Origin of the sequence: Parabacteroides sp. AF39-10AC (assembly GCF_003635405.1) — a bacterium.
GTDB lineage: Bacteria > Bacteroidota > Bacteroidia > Bacteroidales > Tannerellaceae > Parabacteroides > Parabacteroides distasonis.
This window is the reverse complement of sequence record NZ_QTLP01000012.1, coordinates 45,862-66,145: the sequence shown is the minus strand read 5'-3', so window position 1 is coordinate 66,145 and position 20,284 is coordinate 45,862. Positions and strand designations below refer to the sequence as shown.

Here is a 20,284-nt window from a genome sequence, read left to right as displayed (position 1 = left end):
ACAGATTTTAGCCTTAAGAATATGAATTAGGATGAATAATTTTCGCCAGAATGAAAGGGCATATTCCGTTATCTTGTTATGGAATAACTACTTGCGAATATTTTTTCTCGTTTTACGGAACTATATGTATAATCTCCCGGAAAATTCGATTCTCAAGGACTTTAATTTACAAAGTGTCACAATGACAATCCGTAAATTCCGGATGACTTGTTTAATATAATATTAATGTACGCCTGTACATTATTAATGCTATACTATAAAAGTTGATGAATAATAGATTGAAATGATATCTGGAGTATGGAAACGACTAGTTTAAACGAACGATTCTTTTAGTCATTTGCAAAGGTACGCGTTTCTTCGATACTTGCAACCCTTCCGGGCTATTTTTTTACAGCTTATTCTCTTTCTTATCAATAGGATAGGTTATCCTTTACGAAACAAGCGATTCCTTCAACAAACCTTTCTATTTACCCCTTATAAAACGCAAGATTAAAACCTTCGTTTAGACTAGTCGTTTTACAACGGAAAAGCCTACGATACGATGACGTAATGAGCTGATTATCTTAATAAACACTAGTATTAATATTAATTTTAGAATTATGAACAAAAAGATTTCTACGCTTCTTGCCGGTGTAATGCTGGCATCCGCGTTCTCTGTCAATGCTGCGATGGAGAATGGCAAATCTTATTTGCTGAAGAGCGGAAGTAGTTATTTGTCCGCTGAGACAGATAAGACTTCTGCTGATTATGGCAAACTTGTGTACGGCTCTCTCAATACGAATTCATTGAGTGATGTGGTTGCCGGTACTTGGAAGGTTTCAACAAAAACTACTTCTGGAGCTGTTGTTTACACTTTTGTAAACAAGGTAACAGGTATGACATTAGCGGTTGATCCAACTATGGCTAAAACCGCTGCAAATGGTCTTTCTGGAGATGTTACTCTAGGTAGTGGTACGGTTTCTGAATGGGCATTTGACTCTAATAACAAAATGTATTCTTATTTTAAGCCAGATTCCATTGTTTATTTTGATAACAACGGAAAACTGAATAAAGGTAAGATCAATGAATTATCAAGTGCATTGGCTGTCACGGAAGATGTAATAAGTACACCGATCGTGTTGAATGCGGCAGACTTGAATACTTTGATGCGTTCTGTTGACTCAAATGATAACTATTTCGCTTTGAATATGGATCCGGAAGTGTCAACCGGTAAAGCTAACCATTTAACAGCAACAGGTCTTCATGCGGTTGCGATCTCTGGTAGCCAATTCGTTAAGCTGCAAGCTAAAGATAAGAAGCTGAAGGATAAAAATGGCAAGGAACAAGATGCTTATGTAGTTGTGGATACCGCTTATTATGAGGGTACGGAAACTAGCGGCCAGCTTTTGAAATATACTTATGATCTAATTGGTGCAGCTAATCGTGAGCAAGGTTCTTACAATTTCAAATTTACTTATAATGTAAAGGATGATAAATTGTATGTTCAAGTAGAGAAGGTTGTTGACCAACTTACGGCGAGTCAGTTAAACCTGTCTGCTGATGATTTCAAGGAATATGTTAAGAACAATAACAATTCTACTTGGACAGGTAGTGATGTAGCGACGAGACAAAACAAGTATATCTACATGGCTAAGCTTGATGGTACGAACGTTTTGACTGTAAATACAGATAAGACAGAAGGTACTAATGGTAATGCTCCGGCTTCTCAGAATATCACGATCAAAACATCTGCCGATTATAGTAGCTTGACATTGACGACTTTACCTGATGGTGTATATTTGATTCAATATAAATCTACAGGTGGCCATCTTCCAAAACAGAATGATGCTTATGCTATCGCTAATCTAGCTGGTAATTTTGGTTGGGCGGCTCAAGCTCGTAATCAAGATTTCAATCATATGCCGGCAGCTCAGTGGGTTGTGAAAAAGAAAGGTACATCTTCAATCGCTCCGATCTCAATTACAAACCGTGAGTTTGATGATCAAACACATTGGAATGTTCCTTCTGATGTACAATTATTCGCTGTTAGTGGGCAAGCGGATCAAGCTTTTTATTTCCATAATGGAGATAAGGATACGGTAAGCTTTGTAAAGGTTGCTGATGAGTTAGTGAAGGATACTAAGTTGGGTTACAAATATGTAACAGAGAATGAAGCGAAGGTTCAGACTTATCTGTTCAATTATTTGCATGGCTTGGCTGAGAATAAGTATTTGAATACTCCTTCTGATAAAGACTCTATCGTACGTGTAGATGAGAATGGTGCTAAAACAAATTTCCGTTTAGAGTTAGTTGTTAAAGATGACAAGTATGGTTATGAGGATGGTTTGGTAAGAAATGCTTACTATATTACAGATGGTAAGGGACGTTATTTATCTTTTGACTCAACTAAGGATAAATATATGATGAAGAGCAATCCTACCGCATATTTCTTGAAAGAGAATAACTGCAAGGACGGTGTTGATTATTATGCGTTAGTGGAGGCTTGTTTCGCTGAAGTTGCAAGTACTAATGATGATTATGCGACTCGCCGAGGAAATTCTTATTATGGTTATTCTTATACTTCTACAGATCCAGCGTTAGGAACGACTTATTATTATTATAGAGCGAATGATAAAGATGGTGGTCAAGTGATCGCTGATGGATCTTTTGATGCTTATCTTTATAAATGGAACTCTAGTAACGATAACTTCGAAATAGAGAAGATAGGTTCTGTTACAACATACGAATCTTCTGATTATGCATCAGTTAAGGCATCTGTTGATGATAATACATTGGATTTGACACAGGGTATCTTGAACGATAAGTTCTATTCCGAGATCCGTACATCTGCATTTGCTGTAGCTATGGATGATTCCCCATTATATCGTCGCTTCAACAATGTTTCTTTAGGTGAAAGCGCAGCTGATGCTCCGGATAGCTTGGCATTTGTTGAGAGCATTCGTAACGAGTACTTGATGGATGAGTGGAACAAGAATTTGACTGCTGAAGATGTTGATTACGCAGGTATCTGGAATAAGGATAAGGCTGATGGCAAGTTGTTCTTCCATGTGGATACTGCTTGGGTAAATCGTGGATTAGGTAATATCAAACCGCAATATTTGATCTCTGTTGCTCGTAATGATCAAGAAGGTACTCCGGGTATTCCTTGTACATATGAGCACAATCACTATGATAACGCCGGAAATCAAGTAGATGCAGCACATTGTTCTCATGCTACTCAAGGTCATGCAGGTTTCGCTTATGGTAAGTATTTGGTTAACTTCTCTGACTCAGCACAAGCTTTGATCGACAGAAAGGTTGTTGCTAATCCTTATATGTTTACTACAAATACAAGTTCAAATAGCGCATATACTCGCGTAGGCTTTGTTAAAGCTATCCATGCAGGCGACAGTTTGTTCGTATTGACGAATGGATTCGAGAATATGGATCCGTCTAAGTTAGATACAGCTACGATCATCGCTAACTATAAGAAAGCTAAGCTTGAAAACTTCATCGTGGATTTGGTTGGTGATAATCACAAGAATGTAACTTGGTCATTCCGTTATATCAATCCTGATAATGTAGCGAATGTAACTGAAGAAGGAACAAATAACTCATTCTTGTTTGAGTCTAATGTTTATGGTGATGATACCGATAATAATATCCATGAATATTATAGAACAGTTATCGGCGGAGCTGCAGAGCAAGCTATCGCTCCGATTTCTGGAACCGCATGGTTGAAGATGCACAATGGTTGTTTGGTATTGACTGATCGTTCTTCTTCTTTCAATGCTGCTAAGACTGGTGGTGATGGTGCATTGGTATTCAATGTGGATCGTATGACGAAAGATGATGAATTTGTGACATCTATCGATGACGCTAACGTTGAAGGAGTATCTGTAATCGCTGGTAATGGTACTGTAACTGTTCAAGGCGCAGCTGGCAAGTCTGTAGTTATCACTAACATCTTAGGTAAGGTTGTCGCTGAGACAGTTCTTACTTCTGACAACGCTACAATCGCTGTACCGGCTGGTATCGTAGCTGTAGCTGTTGATGGTGAAGAGGCTGTTAAGGTAGTCGTAAAATAAGACTAACCGATGGACTAAACGAATAGAGGCGGGGAGACCCGCCTTTATGTGATATATAATTAAATAACTATGCCGCAATAAAGAAGTATCCCGTGACGGGTGAACACGTGGCATATTAATACTAAAGTAATTAAAAGTTCTTCCGCAGGTATCCTCGTGAGAAGAGAAAGCGGATCAAAAAACAAGCCCCGTAGGATTATCCTATGGGGCTTTTATTTACCGTATCGCCACCTTGCGTACCGTATCGCCAATGCGGATGATATAATATCCCTTTGCGATATCTACGACATATTCGGCGGTGGACTGCTTGACTTCGATTTCTTTCACCTTGATGCCTACGACACTGTAGATTTCCAAGATACTCCCGACAGGAGCGTTCTCTACCTTGATGCGATTCTCGTAGGCCGTGATTTCGATAGGAGAGGGATCTTCTTGCCTAGAAGCAAATGTCTTGACTCCCGATTTATTAGCTTGCGCGTAAACCGGATAACTTGCGGAGAATGCAAGTGCCAAAGCGATGATATGTATAAGCTTCATTTACTTGTCCCTAAATTCGTACAAATGTAGAAAGTTTTCTGCATATTAGAAAGTAATTAGCTTTATTTCGTAAAACGGATGTATGATTATACGCTAAGCCTCATACCTTCCTCTCCTAAGATCGTGCCGGGAAATATCTTGTCTGCTTCTTTCTTTAACGGTGCCATATCCTCGTAACGAGCCGAGTAATGACCGATAACCAATCGCTTCACTTGGGCTTTATAAGCAATCTCGGCCGCTTGGCGGGCGGTAGAGTGGAAGGTCTCTTTCGCACGTGCGGCGTCACATTCAGCGAAAGTCGCCTCGTGGTATAATAAATCCACCCCTTCAATGATGGGGATTATAGATGGGTGAAAAGCTGTATCCGAGCAATAAGCATACCGTTTGGGAGCGACGGCAGGGCGGGTTAAGCGGGCATTCGGGATTACCTCTCCTTCCGGGGTGACGAAATCAGCGCCCCTTTTGATCTCTTGCATCATACGGACGGGAACTTGATAGAAATCCGTCATCTCCCGGATGATATGCGCTTCTTTGGCTTTCTCGGCGAACAAATAGCCACAACAGGGTATCCGGTGCTTTAACGGAATGGAATAAACGCTTAAGGAGCGATCTTCCATAACCAACGAATGAGTTGTCGGGTCGATTAAGTTAAAACGGATCTCATAAGGCAACCCTTTGCAAAAGATATCAAGTACCGGACGCATATAGCTCTCGATCTCTTTCGGCCCATGAATAACAAGTTCTCCATTACGTCCCAGCATACCTAATGTAGAGATCAATCCCGGTAGCCCGAAGCAATGATCTCCGTGTAGGTGGGAGATGAAGATATGATTTAAACGGCTGAATTTTATACGCATACGACGCATTTGCACTTGCGTGCCTTCCCCGCAGTCGATCATGTATAGTTTATCTCGTAAATCTACTATTTGAGAAGTCGCCAGATGGCGTGTCGTGGGCAATGCGGAACCGCATCCCAATATGTTTATATCAAAATCGGCCATTTGTTGTCTATGGGAATAATTGAGTGCAAAGATAATACAAAAGCATTTCTGTTCTGTGAAAAATAACAAAAAAACAAAGTGTAATGTATGCAGGATGAGGTGGATTCCATATATTTGTTTGCTGTCCTTCGGGAAAGCGAATATACAGTCGGTAAATAGACTTAAGATATTTTTTTCTAAGCCTTAACTAACTTTTTCTTTTTGTTTAAAACGGTTAAATGTAGAAACGGCCAAGCGTGAGCTTCGCCGTTTCCTTTTTTTATTGTTAATTTGAAATCTAAATACCTATATCTAATAAATTATGTCATTTAACAATCTACGATTATGAACAAGAATTTTATCTCTGTTTTTCTTCTGATGCTCGCTATGGGCGTATCTGTTATGGCCCAGAGTTATGAGGAAGATTTGGCTTTTTTCAAGGAACGGATAAAGACTTTAGGCTCGGATGAGTTCGGAGGGCGTAAGCCTTTGACCGAGTATGAGACGAAAACAATCCATTACATCGCTGATGAATTTAAGAAACTAGGTCTTCAGCCTGCTAATGGCGATAGTTATTTCCAGCCGGTGAAGGAAATATCTACTTTTACCCGTCCGGTAAAGGATAAGATCACTGTGAAATGCGCGAAAGGCTCTATGGATTTGAAGTTCTCGGATGATATTGTCGTTTGGACGAACCGGGGGACTGAAAAGGTAGTTATCCCTACTACGGATTATGTGTTCTGTGGGTTTGGTATTAATGCGCCGGAATATGGATGGAACGATTATGCGAATGTAGACGTGAAGGGGAAAATCGTTATCGCTATGGTGAATGATCCCGGTTTTTATGACGCGTCTTTGTTTCGCGGAAAGAACATGACCTATTATGGTCGTTGGACTTATAAGTTCGAGGAGGCGCAACGCCAAGGTGCCGCAGGTTTATTGGTTCTTCATAACGAGGCGGCCGCTTCGTATGGTTGGAAGGTCTGTCAGGCTTCTCACGTGCAGACAAATATCGCTCTTTGCTCGGAGACAATGAATGCGGAAGCTTTGGGCATGAAGGGATGGCTCTCGGAGGAGGCTTGCAAGAAAATGTTCGCCCTTAGCGGATTGAATTTTGATGAGACGATTGCCGCGGCGAAGAAACCGGGTTTCAAGAGTTTTACGATGAAGGCGAAGAGTAAGGTTATATTAAATGTAAAGATGACCGTAGGCGAGTCTCATAATGTGGCGGCTGTTTTACCGGGCACGGACTTGAAAGATGAATACTTGGTTTTTACCGCTCATTGGGATCATTTTGGGATCGGTACTCCGATAGATGGGGATAGTATCTATAATGGCGCTAGTGATAATGCTTCGGGTGTGGCTACCTTAATGCTATTAGCTAAGAAATATCAATCATTGCCTGTTCGTCCTCGTCGCTCTATCGTATTCGTGGCGGTGACTTCCGAGGAATGTGGCTTATTAGGTTCTCAGTACTATTGTGAGCATCCTTTGTTCCCGTTATCTAAAACAGCTATTAACTTGAATTTTGACGGCACTGCTCCGCGTGAGCGTACCCATGATGTTTCTCTCCGGGCAGCGGGCAAGACGGATACAGATGCCTTGGTGATCGCTATGGCCTCGGCACAAGGGCGGACCGTGAAGGTTATCACCGAAGATCCTGCGGGTGGTTATTTCCGTTCCGATCATTTTAATTTCGTGAAAAAAGGCGTACCTACGATTTTAGTTGGTGGCGGTAAGGATTACGTGGATAAAGCACGCCATGAGGCTAAACCGAAAGTTTACCGGTATCACCAACCGAATGATGAGTATGATGAATCTTGGTGGGATTTTGATGGGGCTATGGAAGATATGAACTTAATGTTTAGTATCGGTTTAGTTATCGCCAACAATGATGAGATGCCTAAGTGGACAAAAGAGGCGGACTTCCAAAGGCAATAAATTAATGTGCCAATGTAGCAATATGCCAATATGCTAATGTGTCAATTAAGATACTATCACTTGCATTCTCACTGGCACATTGACATATTGGCACATTGGCATATTATTTAATTTGCACATTATTTAATAGGTATGACCTCCTTCTTGCATTTCCTTACTATTGATCTTATGTAGATCAAGCGCTCTCCAAGCATAGAAAATGTAGGCTAATACGAATGGAACGAGAATAGATACATAGCTCATTACTTTCAACGTGAATGGGCTTGAGCAACTATTCTGGATCGTCAATGAACTTTGTAGATCCGCCAAAGATGGGTAGTAAGCCGTATTATTCCATCCTGCGCAAAGTAATAAAGCTAATACGGTCAAGACAGTCCCTGCTCCCGCGAACCAGATGCCTTTTCTCCAAGTCTTCGAGAATATCGTTTTCCCTATGCCGAATAGCACGCCAACCACGCCAATCAATAATACGGCTAACACGATTGGCATCTCGATCAGGTTCATAAAATACTTATACGGTTGCATAAATACTTCTCCGGTATCCGGATTTACGGCAAAACCGTCCACCAACAATAAACGGATCAAGAATGTCAAGAAAAAGACGAGGAACAAGATTGTCTCCGGTATCAATTGTTTCCGGCTTTTAGCGACAATCTCCGGATCATCGATATTGTTGATAAAATAGAGTAGGGCCAGAGCTCGTGCCAAGAAGAAAACTGCCAGTCCTAGGCACAAATTCCAAAATACCAAAGCCGCCTCTAATCCATGCCAAGGATTGGCCCACGTGGAAATGACGGGCATGGCTACATCAGTCAACTGTTCTTTGTTAACAATAAATTCGGCGCCGTTAAAGAAGGTCGCTACAGCGGTTCCGAGTAAGATCGGACCTGCTATACCATTGATCATAAGAAATACTTGATACGTCTTTTTCCCGAGTAAGTTGCCTTTTTTCGCTTGATACTCGTAAGATACAGCTTGTATCACGAAGCAAAGTAAGATCAGCATCCATACCCAATAGGCTCCGCCGAAGCTTGTGGAATAAAATAAAGGGAAAGAGGCGAAGAAAGCACCTCCGAAAGTGACCAACGTAGTGAAAGTAAACTCCCACTTACGCCCGGTCGAGTTCAATAACATTTTTTGCTGTATCTCCGTCTTGCCGATAGTGAAGAGTAGAGATTGGCCTCCTTGTACAAAAAGAAGGAATACTAATAGCGCTCCCAGTAGAGATACCAGAAACCACCAGTAATGTTGTAACAATATATATGTACTATCCATAGGACTTTCTAATTAAGAATTGATATTTGAAAATTGAAAATTAGTGGGCGGCAGCTTCCGGCCCTTTCTTGATGGCCTTAACCATGATTCCAATCTCTGCGATCAGCAGGATCGTAAATAAGATAAGGAACAGGTAGAAAGTGGTCTGTACCGAGGACGGGTTTAACTTGGATATCGAAGCGCTGGTCGGCAAGATATCCTGTATAGCCCAAGGCTGACGTCCTACCTCCGCTACGATCCAACCGGCTTGTCCCGCTATATATCCTAAAGGTATAGACCATAGGCCCACGTATTGCAACCAACGTGTATTAGCGATTTTCCCTTTTTTATCCCATATCAACGTAATAATGAATAGTAAGATGAAGAAACAACCAAGGATCACCATCACACGGAAAGAATAGAATGTCAATCCTACATGCGGGATTAACTCTGCCGGATCCTTAATATAACCATATCCGAAATAGGGGAAATTCTCTTCCAAAGTTACCCTGTATTGCCCGGCGGCTGCGGTATCTTTATCTTTGACCGCTTTACGATAATCAGCTAACGCTTTGATAGCGGCTTTACCTTTCTCAATTTTTTCTTTGGCGGAGAGCGCTACCGTTCCCTTATTGGTCGTATAGCCTCCCTCTATCAAGTTTACGATACCCGGAACGTATGCGTTGATGTCACGTTCTGCTAAGAAGGAGAGGAGCTTGGGGAACTTAATGTCAAAAATAAATGCGTTCTGGTTATCCAGATAACTCGTCTTTGCCGGATTTAAGATGCCGATACCTACGAGTCCTACTCCGTTGCCACCCTCATAAAGACCTTCCATGGCGGCTAGTTTCATCGGCTGCTTTTGAGCGACTTGGTAAGCGGAGCCATCACCCGTCCAGATAATAAGGATGGAGGCTACCAACCCGAATATAGCGCTGACCTTGATACTTGACAAAGCGAATTCGGTATTCCGTTTCTTTAATAAATACCAGCAGCTGATTCCTAGTACGAACAAGGCGCCTACGATCCAACCGGACAATACCGTATGGAAAAACTTATTAATGGCGACAGGCGATAAGGCTACGGCCCAGAAATCGAACATCTCGTTACGGACCGTATCCGGATTGAAATGCATACCGACCGGATATTGCATCCATGCGTTAGCGATCAAGATCCAGAGAGCGGAAAGAGTAGCACCGATAATCGTCAGCCAAGTGGAGGCGAGATGAAAGCGTTTGCTAACCTTGTCCCAACCAAAAAACATAACAGCGATAAAGGTAGCTTCCATAAAGAAGGCGAGAATTCCCTCGATAGCCAAAGGTGCCCCGAAGATATCCCCGACAAACCAACTATAGTTAGACCAGTTGGTTCCGAACTCGAACTCGAGGATCAATCCCGTAGCGACACCGATAGCGAAATTGATACCGAATAATTTCATCCAAAATTGGGCGGTCTTTTTCCATGCCTCATTACCTGTCCGATAATAAATCGTCTCCATAATAGCTTGGATAACGCCAAGTCCTAGTGTTAGTGGCACGAAGAGCCAATGATACATGGCAGTAAGGGCAAATTGAGCCCTCGACCAATCGATCAATGAAGTGTCAATGTTTTCAATCATATTTATTAATGTTTTAAGGATTTATTGCCCGTTGTATGAGTTCGTTCGATACGTGGTTCTCCTTCTCACTATCGCTATCGAATTGCCCGAGATAATTAGGAAAGAAGAATAATCTCAGGATAAAAAACATGATAAACAATTTGACTAGAATGATTAGCCAAAGAGTCTTGCCCAGCTTCATCTCCCGGAATCCTTCCAGATAAAAGCGATATATTCGTATGAATGCAGATTCTTTTTTCATATAGTTGTTCTCATTTAAGATAACAGTTGTTAATATGAATATGTTTTCATGTTTTTACAAATATATCCAAACTGCGTTAATAAAATACCCCCAATCCTATAGATAATATTTATGAAATTATAAATAAGATCTATCCTGTCTGTTAAAAAAAACTATTTTAAATAAGAAAGCGGTCTTTTGATCTTGTCAATAATACAGCATTGGCTATATTTGCGACAATTTGTTGCCTGTAAAGGTGTAAAGACACATGAAATATCATTGTTAAGTGCTAATCTATAAAAAATTATTACTATGTCAAACATTACTAGAAGATCTTTTCTTCAAAAAGGTACGGCTGCCGCAGCAGCTTTGACTATTGTTCCGAGTGCGGTCCTAGGTAAAACCCATGGTCATATCGCTCCAACTGATAAATTGAATATTGCCGGTGTAGGTATCGGAGGTATGGGTAACGCTAACTTAAAGAACATGGAGACTACCGAGAATATCGTAGCTCTTTGTGATATTGACTGGAAGTATGCGAAACCGGTATTCGACCGTCATCCTCAAGCTAAGAAATACTGGGATTATCGTAAGATGTATGATGAGATGGGTAAATCTATCGACGCTGTGTTGGTAGCTACCGCCGACCATACTCATGCCATGATCACGGCTGACGCTATGACGCTTGGCAAACACGTATACACTCAGAAACCGTTGACTCACTCTGTTTATGAGTCCCGTTTGCTTACGAACTTGGCTAAGAAGTATGACGTAGCTACTCAGATGGGTAACCAAGGTTCTTCATTGGCTGAAGGTGTAGATTTGATCTGCGAATGGATTTGGAATGGTGAGATTGGTGAGGTTACTAAAGTAGAATGCGCTACCAACCGTCCTATTTGGCCGCAAGGTTTGAACGCTCCTGAGAAAGTAGATAAGATTCCTTCTACATTGAATTGGGATTTGTTTACGGGTCCTGCTAAATTGAGACCGTTTAATAAGACATATCATCCTTGGAACTGGCGCGGATGGTGGGATTATGGTACAGGTGCGTTGGGTGATATGGCTTGCCACATCTTGCATCCGGTATTCAAAGGCTTGAATTTAGGCTATCCGACAAGAGTACAAGGTTCTTCTACATTGTTATTACAAGACTGTGCTCCTAACGCTCAGCATGTTAAGTTGGTATTCCCGGCTCGTGATAATATGCCGAAGGTAGCTATGCCGGAGGTTGAAGTTCACTGGTATGATGGTGGTATGATGCCGGATCGTCCAGAAGGATTCCCTCAAGGTAAGGAATTGATGGGTGAAGGTGGTGGATTGTGTATCTTCCACGGTACGAAAGATACATTGATCTGCGGTTGCTACGGTGTTAACCCATGGTTGTTATCTGGTCGTAAACCGAACGTTCCTCAAACATTGCGCCGTGTGAAAGATGCTATGAAGGGTGGTCACGAACAAGACTGGATCCGTGCTTGTAAGGAAAGCGCTGGTAGCCGTGTTCAGACGAAGTCTAACTTCTTGGAGGCTGGTCCGTTCAATGAAATGGTTGTAATGGGTGTATTGGCTGTTCGTTTACAAAGATTGAATAAAGAATTGTTGTGGGATGGTCCTAACATGAGATTTACGAATATCGATCCGAATGATACGATCAAGATTATCCAGAAAGATACCTTCGAGGTTATCGATGGCGACCCGAAATTTAAGACAGTGTGGACGGATCCTATCAACGCTCAAGAATTTGCTGCAGGTTTGATTAAGCACAATTATCGTGACGGTTGGAAGCTGGTAGATATGCCGAGATAATAGTTTTAACTCAATAAATAAAATGAAAAAGTCAGTATTATTAGCAAGTGCTGCTATCATGATGTGTTATTTTACATCTTGTGGTGGTGGAAAGAAAACAGAAGAAGCTCCTGCAGCTGCTGAGACTACAACAGAAGCCGCAGCTCCTGAGTACAAGCTCATGACAGATCTTCCTACTGTAGATATCACGACTTTCCCGAAAGATAAAGAGGGTAGATATGTGATCTTCGATGGTAAGACATTCAATGGCTGGAGAGGTTATGACCGTGCTGACGTTCCGGGTGCTTGGACAATCGAGGACGGAGCGATCAAAATCAATGGCTCTGGTGCTGGTGAGGCTGGTGCTTCCAACGGTGGGGACTTGATCTTCGCTCATAAGTTGGGTAACTTCGAGCTTGAGTTCGAATGGAAAGTAGGTAAAGGATCTAACTCTGGTGTATTCATCATGATTCAAGAGGTAGAAGGACAACCTTCTTACATCTCTGCTCCTGAGTACCAAGTATTGGATAACGAGAACCATCCGGACGCTAAGTTAGGTAAGGATGGCAACCGTAAATCTTCTTCTTTGTATGACATGATTCCTGCTAAACCGCAGAACGCAAAACCGTTCGGTGAGTGGAACAAGGGTAAGATCATGTGCTATAAGGGTACAGTTGTTCACTATTTGAATAGCGATGAACCTGTTGTTGAGTATCACTTGTGGACTCCGCAATGGAAAGAAATGTTGGATAACAGCAAATTTAGCAAAGACAAATGGCCGTTGGCTTATGAGTTGTTGTTGAATTGCGGTGGCGCTAACAAAGAAGGTTTCATCGGATTTCAAGACCACGGGGATGATGTTTGGTTCCGTAACATTACTGTTAAAGTTTTGGATTAATCGTATCAAGCACATTTTAGCATAAATAACGCCCGAGGCCTAAATCTATGATTTTAGCTTCGGGTGTTGTGTTTTTAATAATCGACTTTTTCTAAACCAATTTTTTAGGACCAAGAAATGAAAATAGAACAAGGTTACACGAAAGCGCAGATGACTTGGCTGATGATGCTGCGTCTTTTTATAGGTTGGCACTTTATGTATGAAGGCCTAGTAAAAATCATGAACCCAAAATGGACATCTCTACCCTATCTACTCGATTCAAAGGGTCCCGCTGCTTCATTTTTTATCAAATTGACTCAAGACGACAGTTTGATGACGACCATCAACTTCTTGAATGAGTGGGCTCTGTTATTGATCGGCCTAGGCTTGACTTTAGGCTGTTTGTATCGTTTATCTTCTGTTGGAGGTATGATTCTTCTTGCTATGTACACGTTATCCCACCCTTCTTTCGTGGGAGCAAGCTATATGATGCCGTTTGAAGGCTCTTATTTATGGATTGACAAGAACCTTGTGGAGTTCGCCGCTTTAGGCTTGATGTGCGTATTCCCTACATCACAAATCATAGGATTCGATCGTGTGTTAGGACGTGTGTGTCCGATATTGCATAAACTTAAATTTATTTGATACCCATGGCAACAGAAGATGCAAAAAATACTCCTTCTCAGGAGCAAATGCCCGATAAAGGACGTCGGGACACATTGAAGACGTTGGCTACAGTGCCTATCTTAGGTGCTTTGGCATATGGCGTTTACCAAAAAAGGAAAGACGCTTTAAGAGGCCGTAACATATCAGATGTATTTCAGGTAAGTAACAGACAGGCCTCCTATTTGGAGCCGCAAGGCGATGGCAAGAAAATCCGTATCGGTTTGGTCGGCTTTGGTATTCGTGGAAAGCAATTGATGCGTGCCGCAGGTTTCGCTGAGCCTTCTTGGATCGATAAGATGAATGAGGCTAATAAGCTGAATAAGAAGGATACGCGTTATCAGCAATATATGGAGCAAGATGATCTGAATATTGAGATAACCGCGGTTTGTGATATATTTGATGTATATGGTGAGGCCGCTGTATTGACTGGTTCCAATATCCATCGTGAGGGTAGCGGCGGTAAGTTCGGGCCTGCTCCGAAACGTTACCGGACTTATCAAGAGCTGGTAACGGCTCCGGATGTGGATGCCGTTATTATCGCTGGTCCGGACCACTGGCATAGCACGATCGCTATGGCTGCGGCACGTGCCGGAAAGCATGTGTATTGCGAGAAACCGTTATCATGGACGGTTCCTGAGACGTATATGGTTCGCCAAGTGATCAAAGAGACCGGCGTTGTATTTCAGTTAGGTCACCAAGGACGTCAGACCGACTGTTATCAGAAGGCCGAGGAGATTATCGGTAACGGATTATTAGGCCCTGTTAACTTGATCGAGGTTTGTACGAACCGTAACTCTCCAAATGGTGCTTGGGTATATGATATTATCGAAGGCTCAAATCCTAATACGATTGATTGGAAGCAGTTCGAGGGTGATCCTGAGCGTATTAAGGAATATATGGATTATATGACATCCAACAAGCTTGAAAGATATATCGGTCCGGACGAGCGTAGCAAGTTCAGTCTGGAACGTTTCTTCCGCTGGCGTTGCTGGTGGGATTATAGTACAGGTCTTTCCGGTGACTTGTTGACACATGAGTATGACGCTGTCAACCAGATCATGCATGTGGGTATACCTCATTCCGCTACTTCATCCGGCGGTGTTTATTTCTTCAAGGACGGACGTACGGTACCTGATGTATTGCAGACTACTTTCGAGTGGCCGGATCGTGACTTGACGATGTTGTATAGCGCTACATTGGCAAGTAGCCGTAACCGTGGCAAGGTGTTCATGGGGCATGATGCTTCTATGGAGGTTTCCAATATCTTGGCTATTACGGTTGACCAAGATTCCACTCGTTATGCGGATAAGATCAAGGAAGGTATTATTCCTACAGATACTCCGTTCTATACCTATGTACCGGGACAAAATAGCTCGGATTCCGTTACATCTCCTACGGAGTTGTATTTCGCTAAACGTGGTTTGCTGTATACGTATGTAAATGGTAAACGTTATGATACGACTCACTTGCATATCCGTGAGTGGCTGGAATGTATCCGTCAAGGCAAGACTCCTAGCTGTAATATCGACGCTGCTTTCCAAGAAGCTATGACTGCCCACATGGGTACGCGTGCTTATCTGGAAGGACGTACGATGTACTGGGATAAGGACAAAGAAGAGATTGTAAGAGGTGAACTTGCGTAAGTATCTAAAAAGACGATAAATAACTTTCCCAAGAAGCGAACTTCATAAATGGATGGAGTTCGCTTCTTTTATTTGTGCATGTATAAAATTTCTTCTCTTTTTTGTAACCGATTTGTGATTACTCATGTCTTATTGATAAAAGCGAATAATTTATTAAACCTTTAAAGAATAAAAGATATGAACGAGTTGTGGATTCCTATTTTAGGTGTTATTTGTGCGGTAGGTATGCCGGTATTGTTAGGTATTATCGCTAGTTACATGACCATTAAAAGTAAGCATGAGGAAAAGATGGCGATGATCGAGAAAGGAATTGTGCTGGAAGAGGCTATGCGCCCCGAGAGAAGGCCTAATCGTTATAATACCCTGCGTAACGGTATTTTTATGATCGGTTTGTCATTGGGTGTGATTGTCGGTATGATGCTCGACTCTGCTTTCACTTACGATAGCGATTGGTTCTTTTTGTTAGTTCCGGCTATTACGATTATGTTCGGTGGAGTAGCTTTTATAATTTATTTCTTTCTTTCCCGTTCTTTAATGGAGAAGGAGAGATTGGAGGACGAGAAGAAAATGCGTCTGGAAGAATAAACGATACCGAATGGATGAGCGAAAGTGGATAGAACGTATTTTGGCAGGGGACACGCAAAGTTTCTCCTGCCTTGTCGCGAAGTATGAGAAGATGGCTTATACCATCGCTCTTCGTATCTTGGAAAATCGCGAGGAGGCAGAAGAGGCCGTACAGGATGCGTTCGTGAAGATGTATCGTGCTCTTTCCGATTTTCATTTCGATAGTAAGTTCTCAACATGGTTTTATAGGATCGTGTATCGTACGGCGTTGACGGCCTTGAGACAACAGCGTATGTTCGTGAGTTATGAGGAGGCGGGCCCTGTAGACCTTTCGAATGACGAGGTTGAATCGGCTACGGCTTTATTAGAGCGTGAGGACCGGAAAGAGATGATCGCACGTACGCTGAAAAAGCTTCCGGCTGATGAGGCCTTGTTGCTTACTCTTTATTATTTGGAGGAATGCTCGGTGGAAGAGATCTGTCAGATCACTGAATTGAGCGCTTCTAATGTGAAAGTAAAACTATTCCGTGGGCGGAAACGGTTTTATGAAGTGTTGCAAGATAAAATGAAATTAGAGACAGCTGATTTGTTATGAATATGAATGAGAAAGATATTGATCATTTGACACGTAAGTTGATGCGAGGGACGGCGGAACAACCTTCGGCCTCATTAAACTCCCGTATTATGGCATTGATTATACAAGAGAAGAAGCGGGTATATAAGTACTATATCAAGAAACGATTTACACCTGTAGGCATTTTTAGCATATTTGTCGCTTATATGCTTGTGTTAGTAGGCATCTTGTATTTGGTTAAGCTTTCTCCGGGCGGGGCGGAAACGGTTTTAGGCTCTTTGCGAGCCTATTTCCCGATTGTTTTAACGATTGCTTCCGGGATCTCTTGTTTCTTCCTGTTTACACAACTCGATAACTGGTTGAAGAGAGAAGAGATACGCCGGCAAAACACCTCAAAATAAAAATATCCGGTTGTAGAGACGGGGCATGCCCCGTCTCTACAACCGATTAATTGGCCTTGACTTTTAGATTTCCATATCGATTTCCTTCGAAGTGAATCGTCGGTTGCTTTCCACCATTAATCTCATAGGTGTAATTCTTGTCACGATCCTCATCGTCAAAATGCTTGCGGGTGATATTGAAACCGTTCACGTCGCAGCTTGAATACTTCATGTTCTCCGCTACTATCCGGAAAGAAGTTTTTGCGGGAAGCGCTACCTCTAAATTCCCATAATGAGATTCTACGTTCACCTTCGAGAAAGAGGGAGACAAGTTTCGTATCTTTAAGTTACTATAGCTAAGGCTACTTACATTCAAGGCATCTTTAAGGGTCCCAATTTTAGCGTCGCTGTACTTAATCTCCATGTCTAGTCTGCTTACGCTTTCAATGGTGAGATTACCATATTTAATCTCCATGCGTAAAGATTGTATATCCTGTATATCCAGATTGGAATATTTGCTGTCTATCGTTAAATCTTTAGCGTTGCGAATCTTGGCGGTTCCTACGTAGCCCAGATCCAGTTGGGCGTCCTGCAGATTTCCTACCTCGATGTTACCATATTTGGCCTCTATCATTGCGTTGGCTGTGAAATTACCCGCATTCAGGTTGCCGTATTTTACATGGATATCCATGTTGCCGTTATTATCGCTTGGCAAGTTGATATTTCCATATTTCTGGTTCAAGTCTGCGGCGAGCTTAGGAGGCATCTGGATATAATAATTGATCGTCATGGACTCATTATTTGAATTGCTATTCATCTCCTTCTTTATCGTAGTGACCGCTGAGACAATACCACCTATCTTCTTGGTCTCGATTTGGATACGGTCCAAGTTCTCTTGAGCACGTTCCTCGCTGCGAGCCTTACATTCTACCTCAACCCGTATAGCTACCGTATTCTGATTCCAGTGGGTAACGGTGATGTTTCCATAACGATTTTCTACTTGGAGACGATCACCGGCGCTTACGCTGTAGGATTGGGATATCTCTTTTTTCTTGATCTTCTCTTGTGGCCTAGCTATTGCCGATAGATTGCATAGCAGCAATACGAAAGTCAGCAATACGGCGGGACTCAATTTTACGTGTGTCGTGTTCATGATTGATATGTATTAATTGTTATTACTATTTCTGGTTATCCGTGACTTGTTCCATTTGCTTAAGCATCAGCGTGAGGCCCTCCAAGCTATTGCTGTAATGCTGGGTCATGGCGAAGAGACCGTCGTTGGAACAAGGCAAGGTAGGGAGTATCGTTTCCTCGAACATATAATTATCCGTGAGGATCCGTTTGCTCTCTTGCAATAACTCTTCCGCTCCCGGTGTCCGGTCCTGTTTATACAACTTCTTCATCTGCGTCAATACGTCGTTCATTTGCATATTGTAATATAGACGTAGTTCCTCGATCTCTTCTTGGGCCTCGCAGGTCTGGGCCGTGGTCTTTTGCGCGGGTTCCGGCAGACCGGTCCCTCCCGGCAAGCGGAATAAGAGCAACAAAGCGATAGAGGCAGCTATGGCAAAGGCCGATAGGTTGTATAGGGCCGCACGGTTTTTCCGTGGCTTCGGCAGTTTCTGCTCGAAACGTTCGAAGTGACCTTCGGGAAGCATCTCATCTTCCTCGAATGCGTCACGGTTTGCGTCTATGAAATTCTTTAGTTTATCCATGTTTAATTGGCTGCTATAATGTCTAACAATTTCCGCTTAGCGCGTAGGTACTGGCTACGGACACTTGGCGGTTGGATTTTCAGGATAGAGGCGATCTCTTCCATATCATATCCCTCAAAGAGGTAAAGCGAGAGGATTATGCGGTAGCCTGCCGGCAACTTCTTGGTAGCTTCCTTTATCTGTGCCACGGAATATTGGATTTCTTCCTCGTCCGGTCCGTCCGTTTCCGGTTCGGCCAGATTGTCGGAAAGCTCCTCTTGGTCCGGTGCTTGGCGGCGTACATAATCGATGGCCGTATGGATGGCGATGCGATGCATCCATGCCTCAAAGCATTGCCCGTCATGATATTGGTCCAAGCGTGTGAAGATCTTGAGGAACGAGTCCTGCATGGCTTCTTCCGCCTCGGATGAGTTGCCTACGATACGCGAGCAGGCTATATACAATCGCTGTGCGTATTGTTTGTACAACTTCAGTTGCGAGCTCCGGTCTCCCCGGCGGCAACCCTCGATCAGATGTTCGGTTACTTTGTCCATTTGTTTATATAAACGAGAGTGATGCCTTGACCGTTGCATCTTGTAGCGTAAAAATACAAAAAAAAGAAAGGCATCATCTCGACGCCTCTCCTCCTGAACTAAATGATAAAAATAAAAGTTATGTGGGAAGGTTTATTTCATGTCTGTTATATTGGAGATACTATCGTTCGTATAGCCTTGCGAAGTATCCTCCATTTTGGTCTTATCCGAATTATATTTTAATTTATAAGCCTGTTTCCCTTCGGAAGTCCAATAGTTTACGACAAGATCGACCGTCTCTCCTTTGGTATCCGGCAAGGAAGACAAATTGAACGCCACACGTCCGGCCCCGATCGTATATTGGGGATCATCGTAAGCGTTATGCCTAAACTCCAGCGTATAAGGATCATTCTCGGCATCCGGTTGGATCAGGTTGATAAAGTGGGCGGTCTTGCCTCCCCAGAGTGTCTCGAAATAGATATTCAAATATCCGTCTCCGATCCACATATTATTGTTATAAATACTTACCGGGTCCGTACCATAGATAGAATCATTAGCCGCTCCCTCGTTCTTAGCGATGGATTTCGTAAGGATGTTATGGATCGCATTCACCTTGATATAGTGGGAGAAACCTCCTAGGTTACTTTGGGTGGAATCCGCCAATATCGTGAAGTTAACCAAGGCACGTTGGTTAGGCTTCGGCTGATAGTTCGGATAGTTGGTGGCGGCGGGCCATAGCTTATCACCGTCATCCAGCCGTAAGTAATATACGTTATTGCCTTCCGGTACTACGGTAGCGACCGCTATCCAGATATCACCTAAAGAATACGAGTTATCGTCATCTAAGCAAGAGGGTAGGGTGAGGGATACTAAAGCGATCCCGATAACCAATAAAAAAGCTCTCAACGTCTTCATTCCTTTTGTTTCTTAAAAAGTTCACATTTCATCGTTCTA

18 protein-coding genes are annotated in these 20,284 nt (G+C 42.6%); 9 read left to right on the top strand and 9 right to left on the bottom strand.

Features of this window, described 5'->3' with window-relative positions; genetic code table 11:
* Window positions 1-599 precede the first annotated feature (599 nt).
* Entirely contained in the window at window positions 600-4,067 is a 3,468-nt protein-coding gene (locus DW033_RS12480; protein ID WP_122382784.1) for a DUF6383 domain-containing protein, read from the top strand.
* A gap of 216 nt (window positions 4,068-4,283) precedes the next feature.
* On the opposite strand, the gene DW033_RS12475 is transcribed toward DW033_RS12480, so the two are convergent.
* Both DW033_RS12475 and DW033_RS12470 read right to left on the bottom strand, forming a co-directional pair.
* Window positions 4,284-4,604, bottom strand: coding sequence for a T9SS type A sorting domain-containing protein (locus DW033_RS12475; RefSeq protein WP_005861068.1), 321 nt, complete (start codon window positions 4,602-4,604; stop codon window positions 4,284-4,286).
* 86 nt (window positions 4,605-4,690) lie between these two features.
* Window positions 4,691-5,605, bottom strand: coding sequence for a ribonuclease Z (locus DW033_RS12470; RefSeq protein WP_008780650.1), 915 nt, complete (start codon window positions 5,603-5,605; stop codon window positions 4,691-4,693).
* A gap of 324 nt (window positions 5,606-5,929) precedes the next feature.
* Here DW033_RS12470 and DW033_RS12465 point away from each other — a divergent pair, with 324 nt between their 5' ends.
* Window positions 5,930-7,525 carry a M28 family peptidase gene (locus DW033_RS12465; RefSeq protein WP_048927909.1) on the top strand — a complete coding sequence of 532 codons (1,596 nt, stop codon included), beginning with the start codon at window positions 5,930-5,932 and terminating at the stop codon, window positions 7,523-7,525.
* Between the two features lie 123 nt (window positions 7,526-7,648).
* Here the strand turns inward: DW033_RS12465 and DW033_RS12460 are convergent, their stop codons facing one another.
* Genes DW033_RS12460 through DW033_RS12450 form a run of 3 tightly spaced genes read right to left on the bottom strand, consistent with a single transcriptional unit; the run spans window position 7,649 to window position 10,638 of the window.
* Window positions 7,649-8,800, bottom strand: a complete 1,152-nt coding sequence (locus DW033_RS12460) for a cytochrome d ubiquinol oxidase subunit II (protein ID WP_005861074.1) — start codon at window positions 8,798-8,800, stop codon at window positions 7,649-7,651.
* A gap of 40 nt (window positions 8,801-8,840) precedes the next feature.
* Window positions 8,841-10,397, bottom strand: coding sequence for a cytochrome ubiquinol oxidase subunit I (locus DW033_RS12455; protein WP_011966930.1), 1,557 nt, complete (start codon window positions 10,395-10,397; stop codon window positions 8,841-8,843).
* A gap of 13 nt (window positions 10,398-10,410) precedes the next feature.
* Window positions 10,411-10,638, bottom strand: coding sequence for a DUF4492 domain-containing protein (locus DW033_RS12450; protein ID WP_005861078.1), 228 nt, complete (start codon window positions 10,636-10,638; stop codon window positions 10,411-10,413).
* A 291-nt stretch (window positions 10,639-10,929) separates the two neighbouring features.
* On the opposite strand from DW033_RS12450, the gene DW033_RS12445 reads away from it, so the two are divergent.
* The 7 genes from DW033_RS12445 to DW033_RS12415 all read left to right on the top strand — a co-directional run bounded on the left by DW033_RS12445 (window position 10,930) and on the right by DW033_RS12415 (window position 17,124).
* A complete protein-coding gene (locus tag DW033_RS12445) occupies window positions 10,930-12,420 on the top strand; it encodes a Gfo/Idh/MocA family protein (RefSeq protein WP_036615329.1) in 1,491 nt (496 codons plus the stop codon).
* A 22-nt stretch (window positions 12,421-12,442) separates the two neighbouring features.
* Entirely contained in the window at window positions 12,443-13,297 is an 855-nt protein-coding gene (locus tag DW033_RS12440) for a DUF1080 domain-containing protein (RefSeq protein ID WP_005861081.1), read from the top strand.
* Window positions 13,298-13,414: 117 nt separating this feature from the next.
* Window positions 13,415-13,921 (top strand): DoxX family membrane protein, encoded by a 507-nt coding sequence (locus DW033_RS12435; RefSeq protein WP_005861083.1) that lies wholly within the window; start codon window positions 13,415-13,417, stop codon window positions 13,919-13,921.
* Between the two features lie 5 nt (window positions 13,922-13,926).
* The gene (locus DW033_RS12430; RefSeq protein WP_122382783.1) at window positions 13,927-15,585 is read left to right on the top strand and encodes a Gfo/Idh/MocA family protein; all 1,659 of its coding nucleotides are present in this window, start codon (window positions 13,927-13,929) and stop codon (window positions 15,583-15,585) included.
* Between the two features lie 177 nt (window positions 15,586-15,762).
* On the top strand, window positions 15,763-16,170 hold the full coding sequence (locus DW033_RS12425) for a DUF6249 domain-containing protein (RefSeq protein WP_005861087.1): 408 nt from the start codon (window positions 15,763-15,765) through the stop codon (window positions 16,168-16,170).
* Between the two features lie 10 nt (window positions 16,171-16,180).
* Window positions 16,181-16,744, top strand: coding sequence for an RNA polymerase sigma factor (locus tag DW033_RS12420; protein ID WP_008773926.1), 564 nt, complete (start codon window positions 16,181-16,183; stop codon window positions 16,742-16,744).
* 2 nt (window positions 16,745-16,746) lie between these two features.
* Window positions 16,747-17,124, top strand: coding sequence for a hypothetical protein (locus tag DW033_RS12415; RefSeq protein WP_226769929.1), 378 nt, complete (start codon window positions 16,747-16,749; stop codon window positions 17,122-17,124).
* Between the two features lie 46 nt (window positions 17,125-17,170).
* Here the strand turns inward: DW033_RS12415 and DW033_RS12410 are convergent, their stop codons facing one another.
* From DW033_RS12410 to DW033_RS12395, 4 genes are all read right to left on the bottom strand, one after another.
* Window positions 17,171-18,256 (bottom strand): hypothetical protein, encoded by a 1,086-nt coding sequence (locus DW033_RS12410; RefSeq protein WP_005861094.1) that lies wholly within the window; start codon window positions 18,254-18,256, stop codon window positions 17,171-17,173.
* A gap of 25 nt (window positions 18,257-18,281) precedes the next feature.
* On the bottom strand, window positions 18,282-18,818 hold the full coding sequence (locus DW033_RS12405; protein WP_048927914.1) for a hypothetical protein: 537 nt from the start codon (window positions 18,816-18,818) through the stop codon (window positions 18,282-18,284).
* Between the two features lie 2 nt (window positions 18,819-18,820).
* A complete protein-coding gene (locus DW033_RS12400; protein WP_022192943.1) occupies window positions 18,821-19,351 on the bottom strand; it encodes an RNA polymerase sigma factor in 531 nt (176 codons plus the stop codon).
* Between the two features lie 132 nt (window positions 19,352-19,483).
* Complete coding sequence (locus DW033_RS12395) at window positions 19,484-20,245, bottom strand: NigD-like protein (protein WP_005861100.1); 762 nt, start codon at window positions 20,243-20,245, stop codon at window positions 19,484-19,486.
* Window positions 20,246-20,284: the final 39 nt, after the last annotated feature.

What these genes read in the sequence shown, in the direction of transcription:
- DW033_RS12465 (WP_048927909.1), top strand. Translation starts at nt 5,930, where the DNA reads ATGAACAAGAATTTTATCTCTGTTTTTCTTCTGATGCTCGCTATGGGC.
- DW033_RS12425 (WP_005861087.1), top strand. Translation starts at nt 15,763, where the DNA reads ATGAACGAGTTGTGGATTCCTATTTTAGGTGTTATTTGTGCGGTAGGT.
- DW033_RS12445 (WP_036615329.1), top strand. Translation starts at nt 10,930, where the DNA reads ATGTCAAACATTACTAGAAGATCTTTTCTTCAAAAAGGTACGGCTGCC.
- DW033_RS12440 (WP_005861081.1), top strand. Translation starts at nt 12,443, where the DNA reads ATGAAAAAGTCAGTATTATTAGCAAGTGCTGCTATCATGATGTGTTAT.
- DW033_RS12470 (WP_008780650.1), bottom strand. Translation starts at nt 5,605, where the DNA reads ATGGCCGATTTTGATATAAACATATTGGGATGCGGTTCCGCATTGCCC.
- DW033_RS12400 (WP_022192943.1), bottom strand. Translation starts at nt 19,351, where the DNA reads ATGGACAAAGTAACCGAACATCTGATCGAGGGTTGCCGCCGGGGAGAC.
- DW033_RS12430 (WP_122382783.1), top strand. Translation starts at nt 13,927, where the DNA reads ATGGCAACAGAAGATGCAAAAAATACTCCTTCTCAGGAGCAAATGCCC.
- DW033_RS12395 (WP_005861100.1), bottom strand. Translation starts at nt 20,245, where the DNA reads ATGAAGACGTTGAGAGCTTTTTTATTGGTTATCGGGATCGCTTTAGTA.
- DW033_RS12420 (WP_008773926.1), top strand. Translation starts at nt 16,181, where the DNA reads ATGGATGAGCGAAAGTGGATAGAACGTATTTTGGCAGGGGACACGCAA.
- DW033_RS12410 (WP_005861094.1), bottom strand. Translation starts at nt 18,256, where the DNA reads ATGAACACGACACACGTAAAATTGAGTCCCGCCGTATTGCTGACTTTC.
- DW033_RS12405 (WP_048927914.1), bottom strand. Translation starts at nt 18,818, where the DNA reads ATGGATAAACTAAAGAATTTCATAGACGCAAACCGTGACGCATTCGAG.
- DW033_RS12455 (WP_011966930.1), bottom strand. Translation starts at nt 10,397, where the DNA reads ATGATTGAAAACATTGACACTTCATTGATCGATTGGTCGAGGGCTCAA.
- DW033_RS12475 (WP_005861068.1), bottom strand. Translation starts at nt 4,604, where the DNA reads ATGAAGCTTATACATATCATCGCTTTGGCACTTGCATTCTCCGCAAGT.
- DW033_RS12450 (WP_005861078.1), bottom strand. Translation starts at nt 10,638, where the DNA reads ATGAAAAAAGAATCTGCATTCATACGAATATATCGCTTTTATCTGGAA.
- DW033_RS12435 (WP_005861083.1), top strand. Translation starts at nt 13,415, where the DNA reads ATGAAAATAGAACAAGGTTACACGAAAGCGCAGATGACTTGGCTGATG.
- DW033_RS12415 (WP_226769929.1), top strand. Translation starts at nt 16,747, where the DNA reads ATGAATGAGAAAGATATTGATCATTTGACACGTAAGTTGATGCGAGGG.
- DW033_RS12460 (WP_005861074.1), bottom strand. Translation starts at nt 8,800, where the DNA reads ATGGATAGTACATATATATTGTTACAACATTACTGGTGGTTTCTGGTA.
- DW033_RS12480 (WP_122382784.1), top strand. Translation starts at nt 600, where the DNA reads ATGAACAAAAAGATTTCTACGCTTCTTGCCGGTGTAATGCTGGCATCC.